The sequence below is a fragment of the Hymenobacter edaphi genome, from assembly GCF_003258365.1.
GTDB classification, from domain to species: domain Bacteria; phylum Bacteroidota; class Bacteroidia; order Cytophagales; family Hymenobacteraceae; genus Solirubrum; species Solirubrum edaphi.
Window position 1 is genome coordinate 1317987 of record NZ_QHKM01000001.1, and the last position, 16113, is coordinate 1334099.

The window sequence follows — 16113 nt, forward strand, 5'->3', positions numbered from 1 at the left end:
CCGCCCATGCGCCTGTATCTGCTTCTGCTTGCGCTGCTCGGCTCCTTTCACAGCCTCCGGGCCCAATCCGCACCGCCCGCCCCGCTCCTGTTGCAGCCCGCCGCCGTGTTCGACGGCCAGGCGCTGCACCCCGGCTGGGCTGTGCTCGTCGAAGGGGACCGAATCAAAGCCGTGGGTCCGGCTGCCCAGCTGGCCGCGCCCGCCGACGCCCGCACCGTGCCGCTGCCGGGCCTGACCTTGCTGCCCGGCCTCATCGAAGGCCACGCGCACCTGCTGCTGCATCCCTACAACGAAACCAGCTGGGACGACCAGGTGCTGCGCGAGTCGCAGGCGCTGCGGGTGGCGCGGGCCACCGCGCACGCCCGGCGCACCCTGCTGGCCGGCTTCACCACCGCCCGCGACCTGGGCACCGAGGGCGCCGACTACGCCGACGTGGGCCTCAAGCAGGCCATCGATCAGGGCCTCATTCCCGGCCCGCGCCTGCTCATTGCCACCCGCGCCCTGGTAGCCACCGGCTGCTACGGCCCCAAGCTGTCCGTGGACGTGGCGGTGCCGCAGGGCGCGCAGGAAGTCAGCGGCGCCGAGGAAATCGTGCGGGCCGTGCGCGAGCAAATCAGCCGCGGCGCCGACGTGGTGAAGGTGTACGCCGACTACCGCCTGAGCGCGGGCGGCCCCGCGGTGCCCACCTTTTCGCAGGACGAGCTCAACGTGCTGGTGGCCACGGCCCGCGGGTTGGGCCAGCCGGTGGTGGCCCACGCCTCCACGCCCGAAGGCATGCGCCGGGCCGCCCTGGCCGGCGTCGAAACCATCGAGCACGGCGACCAGGGCACGGCGGAAGTCTTCCGGCTCATGAAGCAGCGCGGCGTGGCCCTCTGCCCCACCGTGGCCGCCGGCGACGCCATTCTGCAGTACCGCGGCTGGCGCAAAGGCCAGGGCCCCGAGCCGGAGCGCATCAGCCAGAAAAAAGCCAGCGTGGCCGCCGCCCGCCGGGCTGGCGTAGCCCTGGTGCTCGGCGGCGACGTGGGCGTGTTCCCGCATGGCGACAACGCCCGCGAGCCGGAGCTGCTGGTACGCGAGTACGGCTTCACTCCAATGGAGGTGCTGCGCCAGGCCACCAGCGGCAACGCCCAGCTGCTGCACCTGCCGGACCGCGGCCAGATCCAGCCCGGCCTGCTCGCCGACCTTGTGGCCGTGTCCGGCGACCCCACCCAGGACGTGGCAGCGCTGCGGCAGGTGCAGTGGGTGATGAAGGGTGGCGCGGTATATCTTAGCCAGCCATGAGCAACGAAGAAGCCCTGGCAACGGTAACGGCAGCTTTGCCAATAATTGCCGCTGCCCCTTCAGAAGCTGGTTTAATTCAGGAACTGATGAAACGAGGCGTTTCGCGCGATACTGCCCGGCAGCTTTCGGGGTTTGTGCCCTCGGCTTTCGGACGGGTAGCGCTACAGCGTTATTCACCCCGCTTTCATGATGTCTACTGCCTCTTATCCGAAGTCGATGGCACCCACCTGGTTCTTCCTTTGACTGATGAGCCAATCTATTGCGCGGCACTGCTATTAGCGCAGGAAGCCGCCGCGAATGGAACCTGGAATATGCAGCTTCATCAGCTCGTGGCGCTGGGCAGTGCAGAAGTTAATGCTATCAACTCGCTGCACGAACAAGGAAGAAATATCCATGGCCTAAAGTTTACCCCGTTGATTCTTCTGTGGGATATAGGCCCCCGCACGTTGAAACCAGGCTTTGTAAATCCAATTCCGGATTTCGTACCGCGTCTTGACAACCTGAACCCAGACGCCACGAAGCAGGCAACCCCGCCCAAACCATGGTGGAAGTTCTGGTAAAAAGCGACACGTAACAGGTCAGTAAAACCAACATGTCACGTGTCTCCTGTTACTTGTCACCCCGATTACCCCGGCCGCTCTACGCCTAGGTCCTTGAGTTGCGCGGCGTACTTGTCGTAAATCACCTGCAGGTCGGCGCCGTGCTTGGCCGCGTCCACGCCGATGCTGACGTTGGCGCGGTGGAAGCGGTGTAGGTGGCTCAGGTGCGGGCAGATGACGGGCAGGTGCCCGGCCAGCAGAAAGCGCACGTACAGGTCCAGGTCTTCGGCCATGCGCAGCTGCTCGTCGTAGCCGCCCACCTCATCGAAGAGGCGGCGGCTGTAGCACACGTTGCCCTGGATGAAGTGCTCGGCCCGGAAGATGGCTTCCAACATCTTGGCGGGCGTGTCGAAGCGCCAGGCGTAGTAATCCTCGCCGGGCAGGTAGCGGCGTTCTTCATCCACGCGCAGGAAGTCGGCCACCAGCCACTGCCGCTCCGGATTCGCCTCGATCTGGGCGCCGTAGTGGTAGAGGCAGCGCTGCAAGAGCAGGTCGTCGTCGTCGAGGGGCACCAGCCAGGCGGCCGGGTCGGTTTCGTGGATGAGCCGGTTGCGGGCCGGGCCGGGCAGCAGCCGCTCGGCACCCCGGTGCTGCCAGGTGCGGAGGGGCGGGCCCTCCCAGCCGCTGGCCTCGGTGAGGAAGCGGGCCGTGTCGTCGGTGCTGGCGTTGTCGAGGATGAAGTGCTGGTACTGAGCGTCGAGCGGGGCCAGCACGCTGGCGCGCACGCTCTGCACGGCTTCGGGCAGGAAGGCGGCCCGGTTGTGCGTGGGGGTGATGACGGCGAATTGCATACGGGCTGCTTGTTCGGGCGCGGGACAAAAAAGTTGCCTTTCGGGGGCTCTTGTCAACCTTCGGGCGGCGGCTGGCGTTAATTCGGGCAACTCTTCCCGCCGCCGCATTCCTATGGGCTTGTACGTCGTTTCGCTCCGCTTACCCGATTCCTTCGACGAGGAATTCGTTGCCCTGATTCCGCGCCACCGGGCGTTTATCAATAGCCTGATCGAGGAAAACGTTATCCTTTCCTACGCCATCAGCGCCGACCGCTCGCGCGGCTGGGTGACCATGCACGGGGCCACGCCCGAAGCCGTGCGCGGCGTGGTGGAGCAGTTTCCGCTGTATCGGTTTTTGCAGAGCATCGAGGTCGACGAGCTGTTCGTGTTCGACAGCACGGCCACGCGCCTGCCCAAAATCAGCCTGAACTAACGCCCGGCGCCCCGGCGTTCTGCCGGCGCGCCGGGCGTGGGAGCCGGCCAATACCGGGGCCCCGGGTTTACTCGTTTTGTCTTTTATGCAGTCCCTTCTGTCGCTTCCGTTTCTTTCCGTGCACCTGCACCCCGGCCCGGCGCCCGTGCTCGAGGCCCAATGGCGGGGCTTTGCCACCAGCGCCGAGTTTCGCGGGGCCATCCGGCAGCTGCTGCAGCTTGGGCTGGCGCACCGCGTGCGGGGCTGGCTGGCCGACGACCGGCAGCTCGGTGCCGTGCGCCCCCGCGACCTGGAATGGTCGCGCCAGGAGCTGCTGGGCGGCCTGAGCCGCGCCGGCCTGCAGCGCTTCGCCCTCGTCGAGTCGACGGAGGCGCTGAACCGCCACACCATTGCCGCCATGTACGAGCGGGCCGCGGCCGCGGTCGGCTTCGATATCCGCCGTTTCGAGGCCGTCGGAGCGGCCCGCGCCTGGGCGGCGGGCGGCGAATAGCCCGGTTGTTGCAGAGTCTGCGTAGCTTACTCCCTGTATTCCGCCCGCGCTCCTTCCACCCTGAGCTTTTTTCTCCCCATGATGTCCCTGTTGCTCTGGCCGCTGAGCCTGCTGGCTCTGTTCCACCCGGTCACCGCACCGCCGCTCCCCGGCCCGGCCGAGGCCCCTACCACCGATGCCCTGCTCACGCGCCTGGGCACGGCCATCAGCAAGCTGCAAACCCTGCGCTGCAACGTGAAGGCCAACGAGCGGCACCCCGACGGCTACCAGCAGGCCCGCACGCTGATGAAAATTGCCACCACCCCCCTGCGCATTTACCTGCGCAACCAGAAGGGCATCGAGGTGCTCTACGTGCAGGGCCAGAACAACGGCGACGCCTGGGTGTACCCGGCCAAGTTCCCCTACGTCACCATCAGCCTCGACCCGAACGGCTCGCTCATGCACCGCAACCAGCACCACTCGGTGCTCGACGCGGGCTACGGCGTCATTGCCGACCTGATTCGGGTGCCGCCGCAACGCTCCGAAGCCTACCGCCGCTCGTTCCGCTACCTGGGCGACACCACCATTCAGGGCCGTCCCTGCTACCTGCTCCGCTCCGACTTCCCGCAGTTCAAGTACATCAGCTACAAAACCGTGGGCGGCGAGACGGCAGCCAAGATTGCCGAGCGGTTCGGCTGCGGCGAGTTTCGCATTGCCCAGCGCAACGACCTGGGCTACGAAGAGGTGCTGCCCGAGGGCAAGACGCTGCAGGTGCCCAACGCCTACGGCCGCCGCACCATCCTCTGCGTCGACCAGAAAATGATGCTGCCCATGGCCGTGGCCGTGTGGGACGACAAAGGCCTGTTCGAGTCCTTCGAGTTTTCGCAGGTGGTGCCCAACCAGCCCATTCCCGCCGCCGAATTCACCAAGGAATTCCCCGGGTATAAATTCTGACCACGGATTAGCTTCGCTGAACTCCGTTTCGTCGGCTCACACGGATTTTCGGGACGATTGGGTGGAGTGCCCCCACCGTCATTGCGAGGCGTAGCCGAAGCATTCCTTCCTCCAGCACCACCGCCGATACAGTCCCTACTGACCGAAAACAGCCCCGCCCGAACCTGCAGACGCTAGGTTCGGGCGGGGCTGTTTCTACAGTTGGCACGTGGGCCAGAATCAATTGACTAGGTCTTCCTGCGGGTGCCGCGCTTCGCTCGCAATGAAGCCAGCGCGAACCGTTGCACTCGTCCACGAAATCCGTGCAATCCGCCAAATCCGGCGAAACGGAGTTCAGCGAAGCTAATTCGTGGTTAGCGGCGCATCGTTTTCTCGATCATGTCCCACATATCGGACGTGAGCAGCTCCAGCTTGTTGAACTCGCCGGCGCCGTTCAGCCACTCCCCGCCGTCGATGGTCACGACCTCGCCGTTGATGTAGCTGGCGAAATCCGACACGAGGAAGGCGGCCAGGTTGGCCAGTTCCTGGTGCGAGCCCACGCGCTTGAGCGGCACCGAGGCGGCCGGGTCGAGCTTGGAGGCCAGCGGCTCGGGAAACAGCCGGCTCCAGGCGCCCTCCGTCGGGAACGGGCCGGGCGCAATGGCCACCGAGCGGATGCCGTACTTGGCCCACTCCACGGCCAGGGAGCGGGTCAGGGCCAGCACGCCGGCCTTGGCCGTGGCCGAGGGCACCACGAAGGCCGAGCCCACCGAGGCGTAGGTGGTAACGATGTTCAGAATCGTGCCGGGCTGCTGCTCCTTGATCCAGTGCTTGCCCACGGCCAGGGTGCAGTTGTAGCTGCCTTTCAGCACGATATCCACGATGACGTCGAAGGCCTTGTTGGACAGCCGCTCGGTGGGGCTGATGAAGTTGCCGGCGGCGTTGTTGACCAGAATATCCACCCGGCCGAACTCTTCGATGGTGCGCTGCAGCAGCTTTTCCACCTCGTCGTACTTGCGCACGTCGCACTGCACGGCCAGCACCTTGCCGCCCGTCTGGGTGCGCAGCTCGGCGGCGGTGGCTTCCAGCACGTCGAGCTTGCGCGAGCTGATGACCACGTTGGCCCCGAGCTGCAGGAAGTAGGTGGTCATGGCGCGGCCCAGGCCGGTGCCGCCGCCGGTGACGATGATGGTTTTGCCGTCGAGGGCGCCGTCGCGCAGCATGGGTTGGGCGTAGGGAGCAGTGGACATCCGTCAGATTTTTTTGAGGTGGGAATTGCGGTGACGCAAGAACGGCATTTGCCGGAAATTGTATGCATGCCGCGTACTTTTCCCGCCGTTGCGCCCGGCATATTACCGATTGTTTCGCGGCGGACGCGCTTCTTTGCCCCATGAACGACACTTCCATCGCCGTGCTCGGCTGCGGCTGGCTGGGTTTGCCGCTGGCCCGGGCCCTGGCCGGGGTGGGCCACGCGGTAGCCGGCAGCACCACCACCGCCGATAAGCGGCCCGCCCTCGCAGCCGCCGGCATCCGGCCCCACCTGCTGCGCCTCGGCCCCGAAACAACGGCCGCTGACCTGGCCCCGCTGCTGGCCGGAGCCGCGGTGCTGGTCAGCAGCGTGCCGCCCTCCCGCGCCGCGGCCAACCGCAGCGCCTACGCCGCCGCCCTGCAGCCCGTAGCCGCGGCCCTGGCCGATTCGTCGGTGCGCCACGTGGTGTTCGTCAGCTCCACCGGCGTGTACCCCGACGAGCCGCGCCCCATGACGGAAGCCGACGCCGTAGCTTCTGCGGAAGCCGAAAACCATTTGCTGCGGGCCGAAGCCGTATTCCGGCAGCCCGGCCAAGGCTGGCAGACCACCGTGCTGCGCCTGGGCGGGCTGATGGGCCCCGGCCGCGCGCCCGGCCGCTTCCTGGCCGGCCGCACCGACCTGCCCCAGCCCGCCGCGCCCGTCAATCTGCTGCACCTCGACGACGCGGTGGGCGTCATCCGGGCCGTTATCGAACAGGGCGTCTGGGGCCGGACGCTCAACGTGTGCGCCGCCGGGCATCCGCCGCGCCAGCAGTTCTACCAGGCCGCGGCGGCGCAGCTCGGGCTGCCGGCGCCCCAGTTCCGGCCCGACGAAACCGGCGGCAAGCTTATCCGCACCGCGCAGCTGCGCGGCGCCGTAGCGTACGGTTTCCGCTACGACGACCCGCTAGCGGCGCTGCTCTACTGCTGAGCCGACGGCTAGCTTCATCGTTCAACGATAGTGGTAGTACGACTTTGGAGTCGTAACTACCACTTCGTCCGGGCGTCTTCGGGTAAGGTTCGGCCTTGTCCTGCTGCTAAACGCCGGCCCGCCGCCGTACCTTTGCGCCCGTGAAAGACCTGCTGAGTGCCGACGTGGCCGTGCTGGGCGGCGGGGCCGCCGGCTTTTTCGGGGCCATTGCCTGCGCCGAGGCCAATCCGCAGCTGACCGTGGTGCTGCTCGAAAAAACCACCAAGCTGCTGAGCAAGGTGCGCGTGTCGGGCGGCGGGCGCTGCAACGTGACGCACCACTGCTTCCAGCCTGTGGAGCTGGCCCGGCACTACCCCCGCGGCGGCAAGCAGCTGCAGGAGCCCTTCCGGCAGTTCGGCGCCCAGGATACGGTGCGCTGGTTTGAGGAGCGCGGCGTGAAGCTCAAGGCTGAGCCCGACGGCCGCATGTTTCCCGTCACCGATTCCAGCGAAACCATTGCCCAGGCCCTCGAAGAAGCCGCCCGCCGCGCCGGCATCCGCGTGCTGGCCAGCACCGGCGCCGACCACATCGAGCCGCTGGCGGAGGGCGGCTTCCGGCTGACCTTGAGCGGCGCCCAGGCCCCGGCCCGGCAGCTGCAGGTGCGCAAGCTGCTGATAGCCACCGGCGGCAACCCCAAATCCAGCGGCTACGACTGGCTGCGGCAGCTGGGCCACGCGGTGCAGGAGCCGGTGCCGTCGCTGTTCACCTTCAACGTGCCCAACTCCCCGCTCAAGGAGCTGATGGGCGTGAGCGTGCCCCACGCCCGGGTGGTGCTGGCCGGCGAAAAGCTGGAGTACGAGGGCCCGCTGCTCATCACGCACTGGGGCGTGAGCGGCCCGGCCGTGCTCAAGCTCTCGGCCTGGGGCGCCCGCCGCCTGCACGAGCTGCAATACACCGGCACGGCCCTCATCAGCTGGCTGCCGGCCCAGCAGGAGGAGCCCCTGCGGCAGTGGCTGCACCAGTTCCGGGCCGATAACGGCAAGAAAACGGTGCTGGCCAACCCGCTCTTCGGCCTGCCCCAGCGCCTGTGGCGGACGCTGGTGGAGCAGGCCGGCATCGGCGCGGAAACGCGCTGGAGCGAGCTGGCCGGCAAGCTGCAAAACCGCCTGCTGGAGCTGCTGCTGCGCATGCCGCTGCAGGTGCGCGGCAAGACCACGTTCAAGGAGGAATTTGTGACCTGCGGCGGCATTCCGCTGACCGAAGTCAACATGAAGACCCTGGAAAGCCGCAAAGTACCCGGCCTGCACTTCGCCGGCGAAGTCCTCGATATCGACGGCATTACCGGCGGCTTCAACTTCCAGGCTGCCTGGACGACAGGCTATTTGGCGGGGCGGGCTATTGCGGGGTAAAACCGCAGAGGCCTTTTCAGCTTATTGGCCAGTTGCCGGAGCCGCTGGACCATAAACGGCCCGGCCGCAACCAACTCGTCGTGATGGGTCAGGCACAGCAGCCAACGGAAGTGCTGGTCTACGATACTCCACTCGTCCAGATGCGCACTGTTCCGGCTTAGCTTGATGGCTACCTGCTCCGCAGCGGAACCTGTCCCGCGGTGCCACCACCATTTGTCGCCGTCGGAAGCAAACAGAAAGACTTCATCCGTAGGTTGTAACAGCTCCTTAACAACTGCCCAGCTTAGACCCTCAAGGTCGAAAAAGGCGCTAGGCAGCTCTGGCTTCAGCTGATTCCACAGCCACGTAGGTTGCCGGTTCGTTGGCGTCAGTTGGCAGAAGGCTTCCGCGGTACGCTTCTCCACCGCTGGCCACTCTGCCAAGCCCAACGGCCGAAACTGCGCCGGCGTCAGCCCCAGCTCCTGCCGCGCCCGTTCGATTTCCTGCCGGATATCCGTCCACATACCGTCGTTAACATACCGTTTCTACCGCAACCTTCTCCCCCGCTCCGCAGTAAAGTAGCTTATCCATCCGAATCCTTTCCAAACCAAAACTCCAAAACATCATGGCAGCTGAAAATAATAAAGCTCTGCACAGCGTACTCAACGAACTGGTAGAAACCCTGAAAGACGGTGAGCGGGGCTATTCTGAAGCCCTGACCGACGTAAAAGACCAAGACCTCAAGGACGTATTCAAGAAGTACGCCCTGCAGCGCGACGGCTTCCTCACGGAACTGGAAGGCGCCATGCACAAGCTGAACCTGCACCCCGAAGAAGCCAAGGAAAGCGTAACCGACTCCGTGGTCGGCACCGCCCACCGCGCCTGGATCAACATCAAGTCGGTGGTAACCGGCAACGACCGGCACGCCATCCTGGCCGAGTGCGAGCGGGGCGAAGACTACGCCAAGAAAGCCTACGAAAAAGCCTCCAAGGCCGAAGGCGTACCGTCCGACATCAAAGCCATCATCGAGAAGCAGTTCAGCGGCATCCGCGAAGCCCACGACACCATCCGCGGCCTGCGCGACTCGTCTAAATAGACCGCGCATTAGCTTCGCTGAACTTCGTTTCGACGAATGTTTAGGATTGCACGGATTTCGCAGACGATTAAACCTCAGGATTTTTCGGGCTGCGCGGATTTCGTAGACGGATACGTTCCGTCGGCCGCGCAACCCGATAAAACAGAAAAGCCACCTCAGTGAGGTGGCTTTTCTGTTTGCTGCGGCACGGGGCCCCAAGTGTCAGCATACCCAGAGCATGCGTCAAGGTCAGCTGTTGGGGCAACTACGCAATAAAATGGCGCCACAGCATCGAGCTGTGGCGCCATTTTAATCGTCCACGAAATCCGCGGAATCCGACGAAACAGAGTTCAGCGAAGCTAATCCGTGGTCCTATTCGTCGAAGCCGCCGCCCTCGTTCCGGTCGCGGCGGGGCTTGTAGCCGCCTTCGCGGTTGCCGCCGTAGCTGCCCCCGCCGCGGTTGCCGCCGTAGCCACCTTCGCGGTTACCGCCGCCGTAGCTGTTGCCACCGCGGTAGCCGCCTTCGCGGTTGCCGCCGTAGCCGCCCGAGCGTTGCCCGCCACCGTAGCCGCCCGAACGCTGCCCACCGCCGTAACCGCCTTCGCGGTTGCCGCCGCCGTAGCCGCCTTCGCGGCGCTGGTAGCCGCCTTCACGCGGGCCCCCGAAGCTGCGGCGCGGCCGCTCTTCGCCGCCTTCGCCACCCTCGGCACCGGCTTCGCGCTGCGTAGCCAGGCTAAATGATACCGGCCGGCCGTACAGCGAGGTGCGACCCAGCTGCTCCACGATTTCGGTTACGTTCTCGTTCGGCACTTCCACGAAGCTGAACTTGTCGTACAGCTCGATGTCGCCGACGCGGCCCGGCGCGATGCTCGAGGACGACACAATCAGGTCGACCAGGTCGCGGGGGTGCAGGCGGTCCTTCTTGCCCATGGTCACGAACAGGCGGGTGTAGCCCTCGCGCGGCGTGCCTTTCTGGCGGTCGGCTTCCAGGCCTTTGTCGGCCTGCTTGCTTTCCTTCATCACCATTTTGAGCAGGGCGGCGGCAATGTCCAGCGACGTTACCTCTTCTTCCTGGTCGATCAGGCGCTGTACGCGGCCGATGTGCTTCTCCAGGTTGCCCTTCTCGATGATTTCCTTGATCTGGCCGAGCAGCACGGTGGTTTTCACCTCCGACACGTCCTCGAAGGACGGAATGCGCTCCTGCTTGATCTGCGCCTTGGTGAAGCGCATGATGTCACGCAGCTTGTAAATGTCGCGACCCGACACGAAGGTGAAGGCCTTGCCCGATTTACCCGCGCGGCCGGTGCGGCCGATGCGGTGCACGTAGTATTCCTCGTCGGCGGGCAGGTCGTAGTTGATAACGGCCTCCACGTTGTCCACGTCGATGCCGCGGGCGGCTACGTCGGTGGCCACCAGCACCTCCAGGGTGCCTTTGCGGAATTTATCGAGCGTGTTCTGGCGGGCCTGCTGACTCATGTCGCCGTGCAGCCCGTCGGCGAAGTAGCCCTTGGCTTGCAGATCGGCCACGATGTCGTCGACCATGCGCTTGGTGTTGGCAAACACAATCACCGACTTGAGGCTGTACATGTCGATTACGCGCGACAGCACATCCTTTTTCTGGGGGCCGCGCACCTCGTAGTAGGCCTGCTCGATGTTCGAGACGGTCATCTCCTGGTGGTTGACCTTCACGATCTGCGGGTCCTTCTGGTACTTCTTGGTCAGCTCCAGAATCGGCTTGCTCATGGTAGCCGAGAAGAACACCGTCTGGCGCTCCTCCGGCATCTGCGACAGCACCGTCTCGATGTCGTCGCGGAAGCCCATGTCCAGCATTTCATCCGCCTCGTCGAGGATGATCATTTTGCACTGGTCCAGCTTCAGCGTACCGCGCTGCAAGTGGTCCATCACGCGGCCGGGGGTACCAATGACCACCTGCACGCCGCGCTCCAGGGCCTTAAACTGCCGGTCGTACGACGAGCCGCCGTAGATGGGCACCACGGCCAGACCACGCTTGTACTTGCCGAGTTTTTGGATTTCGCCGGATACCTGCACCGCCAGCTCGCGGGTGGGGCAGAGCACGAGCACCTGCACCTCGCGGGAGTCGGCGTCGACTTTCTCGATGGCGGGGATGCTGAACGCGGCGGTTTTACCGGTGCCCGTCTGGGCCTGCCCGATTACGTCGTGGCCTTCGAGCAGCACGGGAATGGCGGCCGTCTGGATGGGCGAGGCTTCCTCGTAGCCCATGTCCGTGATGGCGCGCTGCACCTCTTGCGAGAGGCTCAGCTCTTCAAATTTTACTTTCTCCATGATGTTGGTAGGGAGTGATTAGAACGGCAATCGGAAACCAGCGCGTTCCTTTCCCTACGCAACACGACAGGACAACGGACGACGACAGCAGACGAACTCTTTTTTACTTGAGGCAAGCGGCAAAACAACAGTAGCCGCCTCGGCCGGGACGCGGACCGATTTGCAATTGCGGGTGCAAAGATACGGAAAATATAGCCGAATAGCGAGGTAAGATGGTAATCTACCGCCGCCGTGCCTCCAACCCTATCCGGCGCGGCCCCTGACGGGCCGCCGGCCGGCGGATTGCAGCCGTGCTTTCCGCATCGTTGCCCCTGCCGGACGCAATACCGCTGCCATTAGTTCCGCCCGCGGCCCCAGCGGCCCAAAACAAAGCGGCCCGCCTCAGCTGAGGCGGGCCGCTTAAGCGACGGTATGTCCGTGGCGGGCAGCGCGAACTAGGCGCGGCGAACCTGCACGGCATTCAGGCCCTTACGGCCCTGCTCTACCTCGAATTGAACTTTGTCGTTTTCGCGGATTTCGTCGATGAGGCCGGTTACGTGAACGAAGATGTCTTCGCCGGTCGCGTCGTTTTTGATGAAACCAAAGCCTTTGGTCTCATTGAAGAATTTTACCGTTCCAGTCTGCATGGTAAGGAGGTGATGAAGGAAACTATTTAAGCCAAACCGCGCCACAACCCTGCGTCAGCCTAAACGGCCAACCCAATGAAACGGAAGCATTTTATCTTAAACGCCGGTAAATATAGAGGTATTTGTTTGCTAGGCAAGCGCGGCCGGATGATAGTTGGCCGGGGTATTTGCTAAATTTATTGGCATAAATTAACTTAACGGCGCCAATCTACTTAGCCCCGCTTCCCTCATGACGTTCGACGACCTTTTCGCCCAGCTGCGCGCCCTAGGCAGCGAACAGACCCGCAACACCTACCTGCGCCACGGTTTTGGCGACAACACGTTCGGGGTAAGCTATGCTCACCTTGGTGTCCTCAAAAAGCAGTTCGTTGGGCGCGGCAAGGACAAGGCCCTGGCCACGCAGCTCGCCCGCCAGCTCTGGCAAACCGGCAACCACGACGCCCGGACCCTGGCCACCATGATTGCCGATCCGCAGCAGCTTGCGCCCGCCGAGGCCGAGGCCTGGGCCGCCGAGGTGCGCAACCACGCCCTGGCCGACGCGCTGGCGGGCTTCGTTGCGGGCACTGACTACGCCTGGGCCAAGGCCGCCGAATGGACCGAGGCTCCCGGCGAGTACGCGCAGCGCCTGGGCTACGCGCTGCTGAGCCGCCTGGCCCTGCCGGGCAGCACCGCGCCCGACGACGCCTTTGCGCCGTACGTGGCGCGCATCGAACAGCGGCTGCAGGCCGCCCCGAACCGGGCGAAGGAAGGCATGAACGGGGCGCTGATTGCCATCGGCGGCCGCAGCGAAAACCTGCGCCGGCAGGTAGAACTGGCCGCCGACCGCATTGGTCCCGTCGTCATCGACCACGGTGATACGGCCTGCCAGACGCCCGCCATCCGGCCGTATCTGGCCAAGATGTGGGCGCGCAAAGCGGTGAAGGCCTGATTGAGCGGCCGTAAAAAAGGCGTCGGGAGCCCGTAGCTTCCGACGCCTTTTTTCATGGCCTAGGGCCGCGGGCTAGCGCCGTTCGCCACGGCGGTTTTGCGGCTCCTCGTCGTAGTGGTAGCGGCCGTCACGGTCGTCACGGGCCCGGTCGCGGCCGGGGTAGTCGTCGTCGCGGCGGCGGTTATCCTCGCGGTAGCGGCCGCCCTGGCTGCTGCCATCGTAGCCATCGTGCCCGTACTGGTCATTGATCTGACGGACCCGCTCGCCGGGCTGCCCGTAACCCGAGGGCCGGTCATAGGCTCGCCCCCGGTCGTCGTAGGGGTCCTGCTGCCGCCGGCCGCGGTTTTCGGGGCGGTCTACGTCGTGGCCGCGGCGCCAGCGCGCGTCTTCATCGGAGTAGTAGCCGCGGCCGCCGCGGTAGTCGCCTTCGTAGTGGCCCGGACCGAGGCCGCCGTGGAAGGCGCTCGGGTTTTGCCGCTCGCGCGAGGTGCTGAAGGAGTCGGTGTCGTATCGGTCGTTATACTCCGAACGGCGGCCGTAACTGAACGAGCCCGGCTCGCGGCCGTAGTCGCCGCGGGGCTGGCTGCGGTCGTAGTCCTGGTACTGGTCGCCGCGCTGCTGTTGGTCGTGGTCGTAGCGGCTGCCGGAGCGCTCCTGCGGGCGGCTCCGGTCGTCAGCCGGTCGGCGGTCATCGTGGTGGCGGCTGCGGGGCTGGCGGTGGCGCGGCTCGTCTTGGGGGCGCCGGTCGTTCATGGGTCGAAACTCGAAATCCTGTTCGTAGGGCATGGTTGTGGGTGCATTGGTTGGAACTAACCTGTACTGCCGGGCCGCGGCGAAGGTTTTTGCGTACGAGTTTCTTCCTTTGCGCCCTCGCTCCTGCCCATGCCGACGCCCGCCTTCCGTTTTTCGCGCCCCGTCACCGTGGTGGCCAGCCACATCGACGAGCTTCGCCACGTCAACAACGTGCAGTACGTGCAATGGATTCAGGACATTGCCGGCGCGCACTGGCTCACGGCCTACCCCGTGGGCGAGCGGGAGCAGTACGTGTGGGTGGTGATGGAGCACCACGTGCGCTACCTGAAATCGGCCCTGCTCGGCGACGAGCTGCGGCTGATTACGTGGATTGGCGAATTCAAAGGGGCCACCTCGCAGCGCTTCACCCGCATCGAGCGGATTTCAGACGGCGCCCTGCTTTGCGAGGCCGAAACCAAGTGGGTACTGCTCGACCCGCAGACGCAGCGTCCCAAGCGCGTGGAAGCTAGCGTGGCGGAGCGCCTGTGGGGGCCGGTAGGTGATTAGGGGATGTAGCGCGGGCCATTTGGTGAGCCAAGGCTTACGCGGCTACTGCGTGCAGGTTAAGCAGCGTTGACAACGAGCACAAAAAAGCCGCGCCAGTTACTTTGGCGCGGCTTTTCGCTTGGCGGTTAAGGCTATTCCGCCACGGCGTAGAGGTCGAAGTGCTTCCACTTCAGCATGTCTTCCTTCTGGCGAATGGGCACCACTTCGGCGTCGCTGGCAAAGTCGGCGAAGTAGTAGAGCGAGTAGCCCAGGTTCTTCAGCAGCTCGAACTGCTCGAAGCGGGCGGCGCTGTCGTTTTTGCCGAAGCACTCGGTGATGACGGCCGGCTTGTACTGGCGCAGCAGGCCCGAAATCGACTTGATGATTTCCTTGTCGTAGCCCTCGGTGTCGATTTTGACCAGCTTCAGGCGGGGCAGGCGGGCGGCGTAGTTCTGCTCCAGAAACTGCTGCAGGTTCACGCCCTTGATTTTAACGTTCAGCGAGTATTTGCCGTGGCGGTTGCTGGGCTCGGTGCTGATGCCGCCGTTGTTGAAGGAGGCCTCCGAGGAGTTGTAGTAAAACTCCCCGTCCTGCTCCGAAATGGCGAAGTTGTAGGCGTCGATGTTGGTTTTGTCGGGGTTGAGCCTGGTGTTTTCCTCCAGCACCTCAAACACGTAGGGGTTCGGGTCGAAGCCCAGCGTGAGGCCGGTTTTGCCGGTCACCAGGGCCAGCGGAATGGTCATGTTGCCGATGTTGGCGCCGATGTCAATGGCCACGTCGCCCTCGCCGAGGAACTGCTGGTAGAACTCCACGTTTTCGGCCGCAATGCTCTTGGGCGTTACCAGCGGGTTTTCCCAGTTGGCAAACTTCACCGTCCCGAACCGGCCCACCGTGAACGAGTCGACGCGGGTGGGGTATTTCTTGGTGACGCGGCGGGCGATTTTGCGCTTGATGGAGTTGACCAGGGCTTTAAACATCGGAGCGGGGCGGCAGTTGGGAGCGTTAATAATGGGGCTGCAAGGTAGGTATTGTTTGGCGGTGGCAGGGTGCAACTCTAGGACGAGCCTTCACTGAACTTCGAGCTAGAATAACTCACTTTCGGAGCCTAATAACAGTATTTCGCCCTCCGCTAGCGTCAGCACGCTGACCTGAGATGCGGTGCTTAGCCCTATTATCGGCGCCGGGCCATCCTCGAAATTGACCAAGCACCAGCTCCGGTCATCGGGAAACAAGTAGGCAGTAGCGTCGAACATGGCCTGCTGCAGGAAAGCTACGAACTCGTCCGCCGTTACACGGTACAGCACTTCGTCTTCGCAGGGCAACACCTGATGCATTTGCGGACCCCAGCGCCAGTAATCCTCCACATACAAATTGAGTTTAGCCATCGGCGTGAGTTCGTTCAACAGCTTGCGCAAACGCGCCGCTGTGAGTTCGTCCACCACGGCAAAGCCCCGTTTTGCCCAGGGAAGTTTACTTACCAAGCTCAGGTCGTAGGGCAAGCCAAACTGAGTAACCAGCTGCCGAAAAGTAGTCGGCTGATAATCTGGGGTACGGCCCGCGCTGTAGACGCCATACTGCGTCCAGATGGCCACGTTTTGGTTTGTCTGGTCGATGGATACGCTATTGGGCCGAACCTGCTCGAACGGAAAGCCCGCCAGAACGCCTACGGCCGGCAGCAGCGCCGCGTAATGCGCGTAGTTTGCCGGAATCAAGTGCTTGACCTTAAGCGGTTCGGCAGCAGGGCCGGAATAGTACGCTGGGTTCAACCAACGTACAGCGGACAAGTCGGCAGTATAATCCATTGTTCAAATAGACCGATTAATCCGACCTTT

At 64.2% G+C, this 16113-nt stretch carries 18 protein-coding genes; 10 read left to right on the forward strand and 8 right to left on the reverse strand.

The features are described from left to right. The first annotated feature begins 6 nt into the window (after nt 1–6). Together DLM85_RS05445 and DLM85_RS24965 are read left to right on the forward strand one after the other, a co-directional pair. Nucleotides 7–1281, forward strand: coding sequence for a metal-dependent hydrolase family protein (locus DLM85_RS05445; protein WP_111477023.1), 1275 nt, complete (start codon nt 7–9; stop codon nt 1279–1281). Beyond that, complete coding sequence (locus DLM85_RS24965; protein ID WP_133256916.1) at nt 1278–1841, forward strand: hypothetical protein; 564 nt, start codon at nt 1278–1280, stop codon at nt 1839–1841. The genes DLM85_RS05445 and DLM85_RS24965 overlap by 4 nt, the downstream gene beginning before the upstream one ends. Before the next feature lie 65 nt (nt 1842–1906). Here the strand turns inward: DLM85_RS24965 and DLM85_RS05450 are convergent, their stop codons facing one another. After that, nucleotides 1907–2671, reverse strand: a complete 765-nt coding sequence (locus DLM85_RS05450; protein ID WP_165822015.1) for a glycosyltransferase family 2 protein — start codon at nt 2669–2671, stop codon at nt 1907–1909. A gap of 112 nt (nt 2672–2783) precedes the next feature. On the opposite strand from DLM85_RS05450, the gene DLM85_RS05455 reads away from it, so the two are divergent. The 3 genes from DLM85_RS05455 (at nt 2784) to DLM85_RS05465 (ending at nt 4506) form a co-directional block, all read left to right on the forward strand. After that, nucleotides 2784–3083 (forward strand): YciI family protein, encoded by a 300-nt coding sequence (locus DLM85_RS05455; RefSeq protein ID WP_111477025.1) that lies wholly within the window; start codon nt 2784–2786, stop codon nt 3081–3083. Between the two features lie 85 nt (nt 3084–3168). After that, complete coding sequence (locus DLM85_RS05460; RefSeq protein WP_111477026.1) at nt 3169–3573, forward strand: STAS/SEC14 domain-containing protein; 405 nt, start codon at nt 3169–3171, stop codon at nt 3571–3573. Between the two features lie 78 nt (nt 3574–3651). After that, nucleotides 3652–4506 (forward strand): DUF1571 domain-containing protein, encoded by an 855-nt coding sequence (locus tag DLM85_RS05465; protein ID WP_111477027.1) that lies wholly within the window; start codon nt 3652–3654, stop codon nt 4504–4506. Between the two features lie 353 nt (nt 4507–4859). Here the strand turns inward: DLM85_RS05465 and DLM85_RS05470 are convergent, their stop codons facing one another. After that, nucleotides 4860–5735 (reverse strand): SDR family oxidoreductase, encoded by an 876-nt coding sequence (locus DLM85_RS05470; RefSeq protein WP_243635869.1) that lies wholly within the window; start codon nt 5733–5735, stop codon nt 4860–4862. A gap of 140 nt (nt 5736–5875) precedes the next feature. Here DLM85_RS05470 and DLM85_RS05475 point away from each other — a divergent pair, with 140 nt between their 5' ends. Together DLM85_RS05475 and DLM85_RS05480 are read left to right on the forward strand one after the other, a co-directional pair. Then, the gene (locus DLM85_RS05475; RefSeq protein ID WP_165822016.1) at nt 5876–6703 is read left to right on the forward strand and encodes an NAD(P)H-binding protein; all 828 of its coding nucleotides are present in this window, start codon (nt 5876–5878) and stop codon (nt 6701–6703) included. Between the two features lie 140 nt (nt 6704–6843). After that, the gene (locus DLM85_RS05480) at nt 6844–8091 is read left to right on the forward strand and encodes a BaiN/RdsA family NAD(P)/FAD-dependent oxidoreductase (protein ID WP_341537757.1); all 1248 of its coding nucleotides are present in this window, start codon (nt 6844–6846) and stop codon (nt 8089–8091) included. Here DLM85_RS05480 and DLM85_RS05485 read toward each other — a convergent pair. Further along, nucleotides 8061–8594 (reverse strand): DUF6756 family protein, encoded by a 534-nt coding sequence (locus DLM85_RS05485; RefSeq protein ID WP_111477030.1) that lies wholly within the window; start codon nt 8592–8594, stop codon nt 8061–8063. The two genes, DLM85_RS05480 and DLM85_RS05485, sit on opposite strands and share 31 nt — an antisense overlap. Before the next feature lie 101 nt (nt 8595–8695). Between DLM85_RS05485 and DLM85_RS05490 the strand changes: the two genes are divergently transcribed. Next, complete coding sequence (locus DLM85_RS05490; RefSeq protein WP_111477031.1) at nt 8696–9166, forward strand: PA2169 family four-helix-bundle protein; 471 nt, start codon at nt 8696–8698, stop codon at nt 9164–9166. A 351-nt stretch (nt 9167–9517) separates the two neighbouring features. Here the strand turns inward: DLM85_RS05490 and DLM85_RS05495 are convergent, their stop codons facing one another. Together DLM85_RS05495 and DLM85_RS05500 are read right to left on the reverse strand one after the other, a co-directional pair. Beyond that, a complete protein-coding gene (locus DLM85_RS05495) occupies nt 9518–11449 on the reverse strand; it encodes a DEAD/DEAH box helicase (protein ID WP_111477032.1) in 1932 nt (643 codons plus the stop codon). 434 nt (nt 11450–11883) lie between these two features. After that, the gene (locus DLM85_RS05500; RefSeq protein ID WP_111477033.1) at nt 11884–12075 is read right to left on the reverse strand and encodes a cold-shock protein; all 192 of its coding nucleotides are present in this window, start codon (nt 12073–12075) and stop codon (nt 11884–11886) included. 229 nt (nt 12076–12304) lie between these two features. On the opposite strand from DLM85_RS05500, the gene DLM85_RS05505 reads away from it, so the two are divergent. Beyond that, the gene (locus DLM85_RS05505; RefSeq protein WP_111477034.1) at nt 12305–13003 is read left to right on the forward strand and encodes a DNA alkylation repair protein; all 699 of its coding nucleotides are present in this window, start codon (nt 12305–12307) and stop codon (nt 13001–13003) included. Nucleotides 13004–13075: 72 nt separating this feature from the next. On the opposite strand, the gene DLM85_RS05510 is transcribed toward DLM85_RS05505, so the two are convergent. Further along, on the reverse strand, nt 13076–13789 hold the full coding sequence (locus DLM85_RS05510; RefSeq protein ID WP_133256917.1) for a hypothetical protein: 714 nt from the start codon (nt 13787–13789) through the stop codon (nt 13076–13078). Nucleotides 13790–13885: 96 nt separating this feature from the next. Between DLM85_RS05510 and DLM85_RS05515 the strand changes: the two genes are divergently transcribed. Then, nucleotides 13886–14302 carry an acyl-CoA thioesterase gene (locus DLM85_RS05515; RefSeq protein WP_111477036.1) on the forward strand — a complete coding sequence of 139 codons (417 nt, stop codon included), beginning with the start codon at nt 13886–13888 and terminating at the stop codon, nt 14300–14302. 131 nt (nt 14303–14433) lie between these two features. Here DLM85_RS05515 and DLM85_RS05520 read toward each other — a convergent pair whose 3' ends face one another. Together DLM85_RS05520 and DLM85_RS25355 are read right to left on the reverse strand one after the other, a co-directional pair. After that, a complete protein-coding gene (locus DLM85_RS05520; RefSeq protein WP_111477037.1) occupies nt 14434–15258 on the reverse strand; it encodes an FkbM family methyltransferase in 825 nt (274 codons plus the stop codon). 105 nt (nt 15259–15363) lie between these two features. Continuing rightward, entirely contained in the window at nt 15364–16083 is a 720-nt protein-coding gene (locus DLM85_RS25355) for a hypothetical protein (protein WP_165822017.1), read from the reverse strand. Nucleotides 16084–16113: the final 30 nt, after the last annotated feature.

What these genes read in the sequence shown, in the direction of transcription:
- DLM85_RS05495 (WP_111477032.1), bottom strand. Translation starts at nt 11,449, where the DNA reads ATGGAGAAAGTAAAATTTGAAGAGCTGAGCCTCTCGCAAGAGGTGCAG.
- DLM85_RS05505 (WP_111477034.1), top strand. Translation starts at nt 12,305, where the DNA reads ATGACGTTCGACGACCTTTTCGCCCAGCTGCGCGCCCTAGGCAGCGAA.
- DLM85_RS05490 (WP_111477031.1), top strand. Translation starts at nt 8,696, where the DNA reads ATGGCAGCTGAAAATAATAAAGCTCTGCACAGCGTACTCAACGAACTG.
- DLM85_RS05520 (WP_111477037.1), bottom strand. Translation starts at nt 15,258, where the DNA reads ATGTTTAAAGCCCTGGTCAACTCCATCAAGCGCAAAATCGCCCGCCGC.
- DLM85_RS05455 (WP_111477025.1), top strand. Translation starts at nt 2,784, where the DNA reads ATGGGCTTGTACGTCGTTTCGCTCCGCTTACCCGATTCCTTCGACGAG.
- DLM85_RS24965 (WP_133256916.1), top strand. Translation starts at nt 1,278, where the DNA reads ATGAGCAACGAAGAAGCCCTGGCAACGGTAACGGCAGCTTTGCCAATA.
- DLM85_RS05470 (WP_243635869.1), bottom strand. Translation starts at nt 5,735, where the DNA reads ATGTCCACTGCTCCCTACGCCCAACCCATGCTGCGCGACGGCGCCCTC.
- DLM85_RS05450 (WP_165822015.1), bottom strand. Translation starts at nt 2,671, where the DNA reads ATGCAATTCGCCGTCATCACCCCCACGCACAACCGGGCCGCCTTCCTG.
- DLM85_RS05460 (WP_111477026.1), top strand. Translation starts at nt 3,169, where the DNA reads ATGCAGTCCCTTCTGTCGCTTCCGTTTCTTTCCGTGCACCTGCACCCC.
- DLM85_RS05475 (WP_165822016.1), top strand. Translation starts at nt 5,876, where the DNA reads ATGAACGACACTTCCATCGCCGTGCTCGGCTGCGGCTGGCTGGGTTTG.
- DLM85_RS05445 (WP_111477023.1), top strand. Translation starts at nt 7, where the DNA reads ATGCGCCTGTATCTGCTTCTGCTTGCGCTGCTCGGCTCCTTTCACAGC.
- DLM85_RS05515 (WP_111477036.1), top strand. Translation starts at nt 13,886, where the DNA reads ATGCCGACGCCCGCCTTCCGTTTTTCGCGCCCCGTCACCGTGGTGGCC.
- DLM85_RS25355 (WP_165822017.1), bottom strand. Translation starts at nt 16,083, where the DNA reads ATGGATTATACTGCCGACTTGTCCGCTGTACGTTGGTTGAACCCAGCG.
- DLM85_RS05500 (WP_111477033.1), bottom strand. Translation starts at nt 12,075, where the DNA reads ATGCAGACTGGAACGGTAAAATTCTTCAATGAGACCAAAGGCTTTGGT.
- DLM85_RS05485 (WP_111477030.1), bottom strand. Translation starts at nt 8,594, where the DNA reads ATGTGGACGGATATCCGGCAGGAAATCGAACGGGCGCGGCAGGAGCTG.
- DLM85_RS05510 (WP_133256917.1), bottom strand. Translation starts at nt 13,789, where the DNA reads ATGCCCTACGAACAGGATTTCGAGTTTCGACCCATGAACGACCGGCGC.
- DLM85_RS05465 (WP_111477027.1), top strand. Translation starts at nt 3,652, where the DNA reads ATGATGTCCCTGTTGCTCTGGCCGCTGAGCCTGCTGGCTCTGTTCCAC.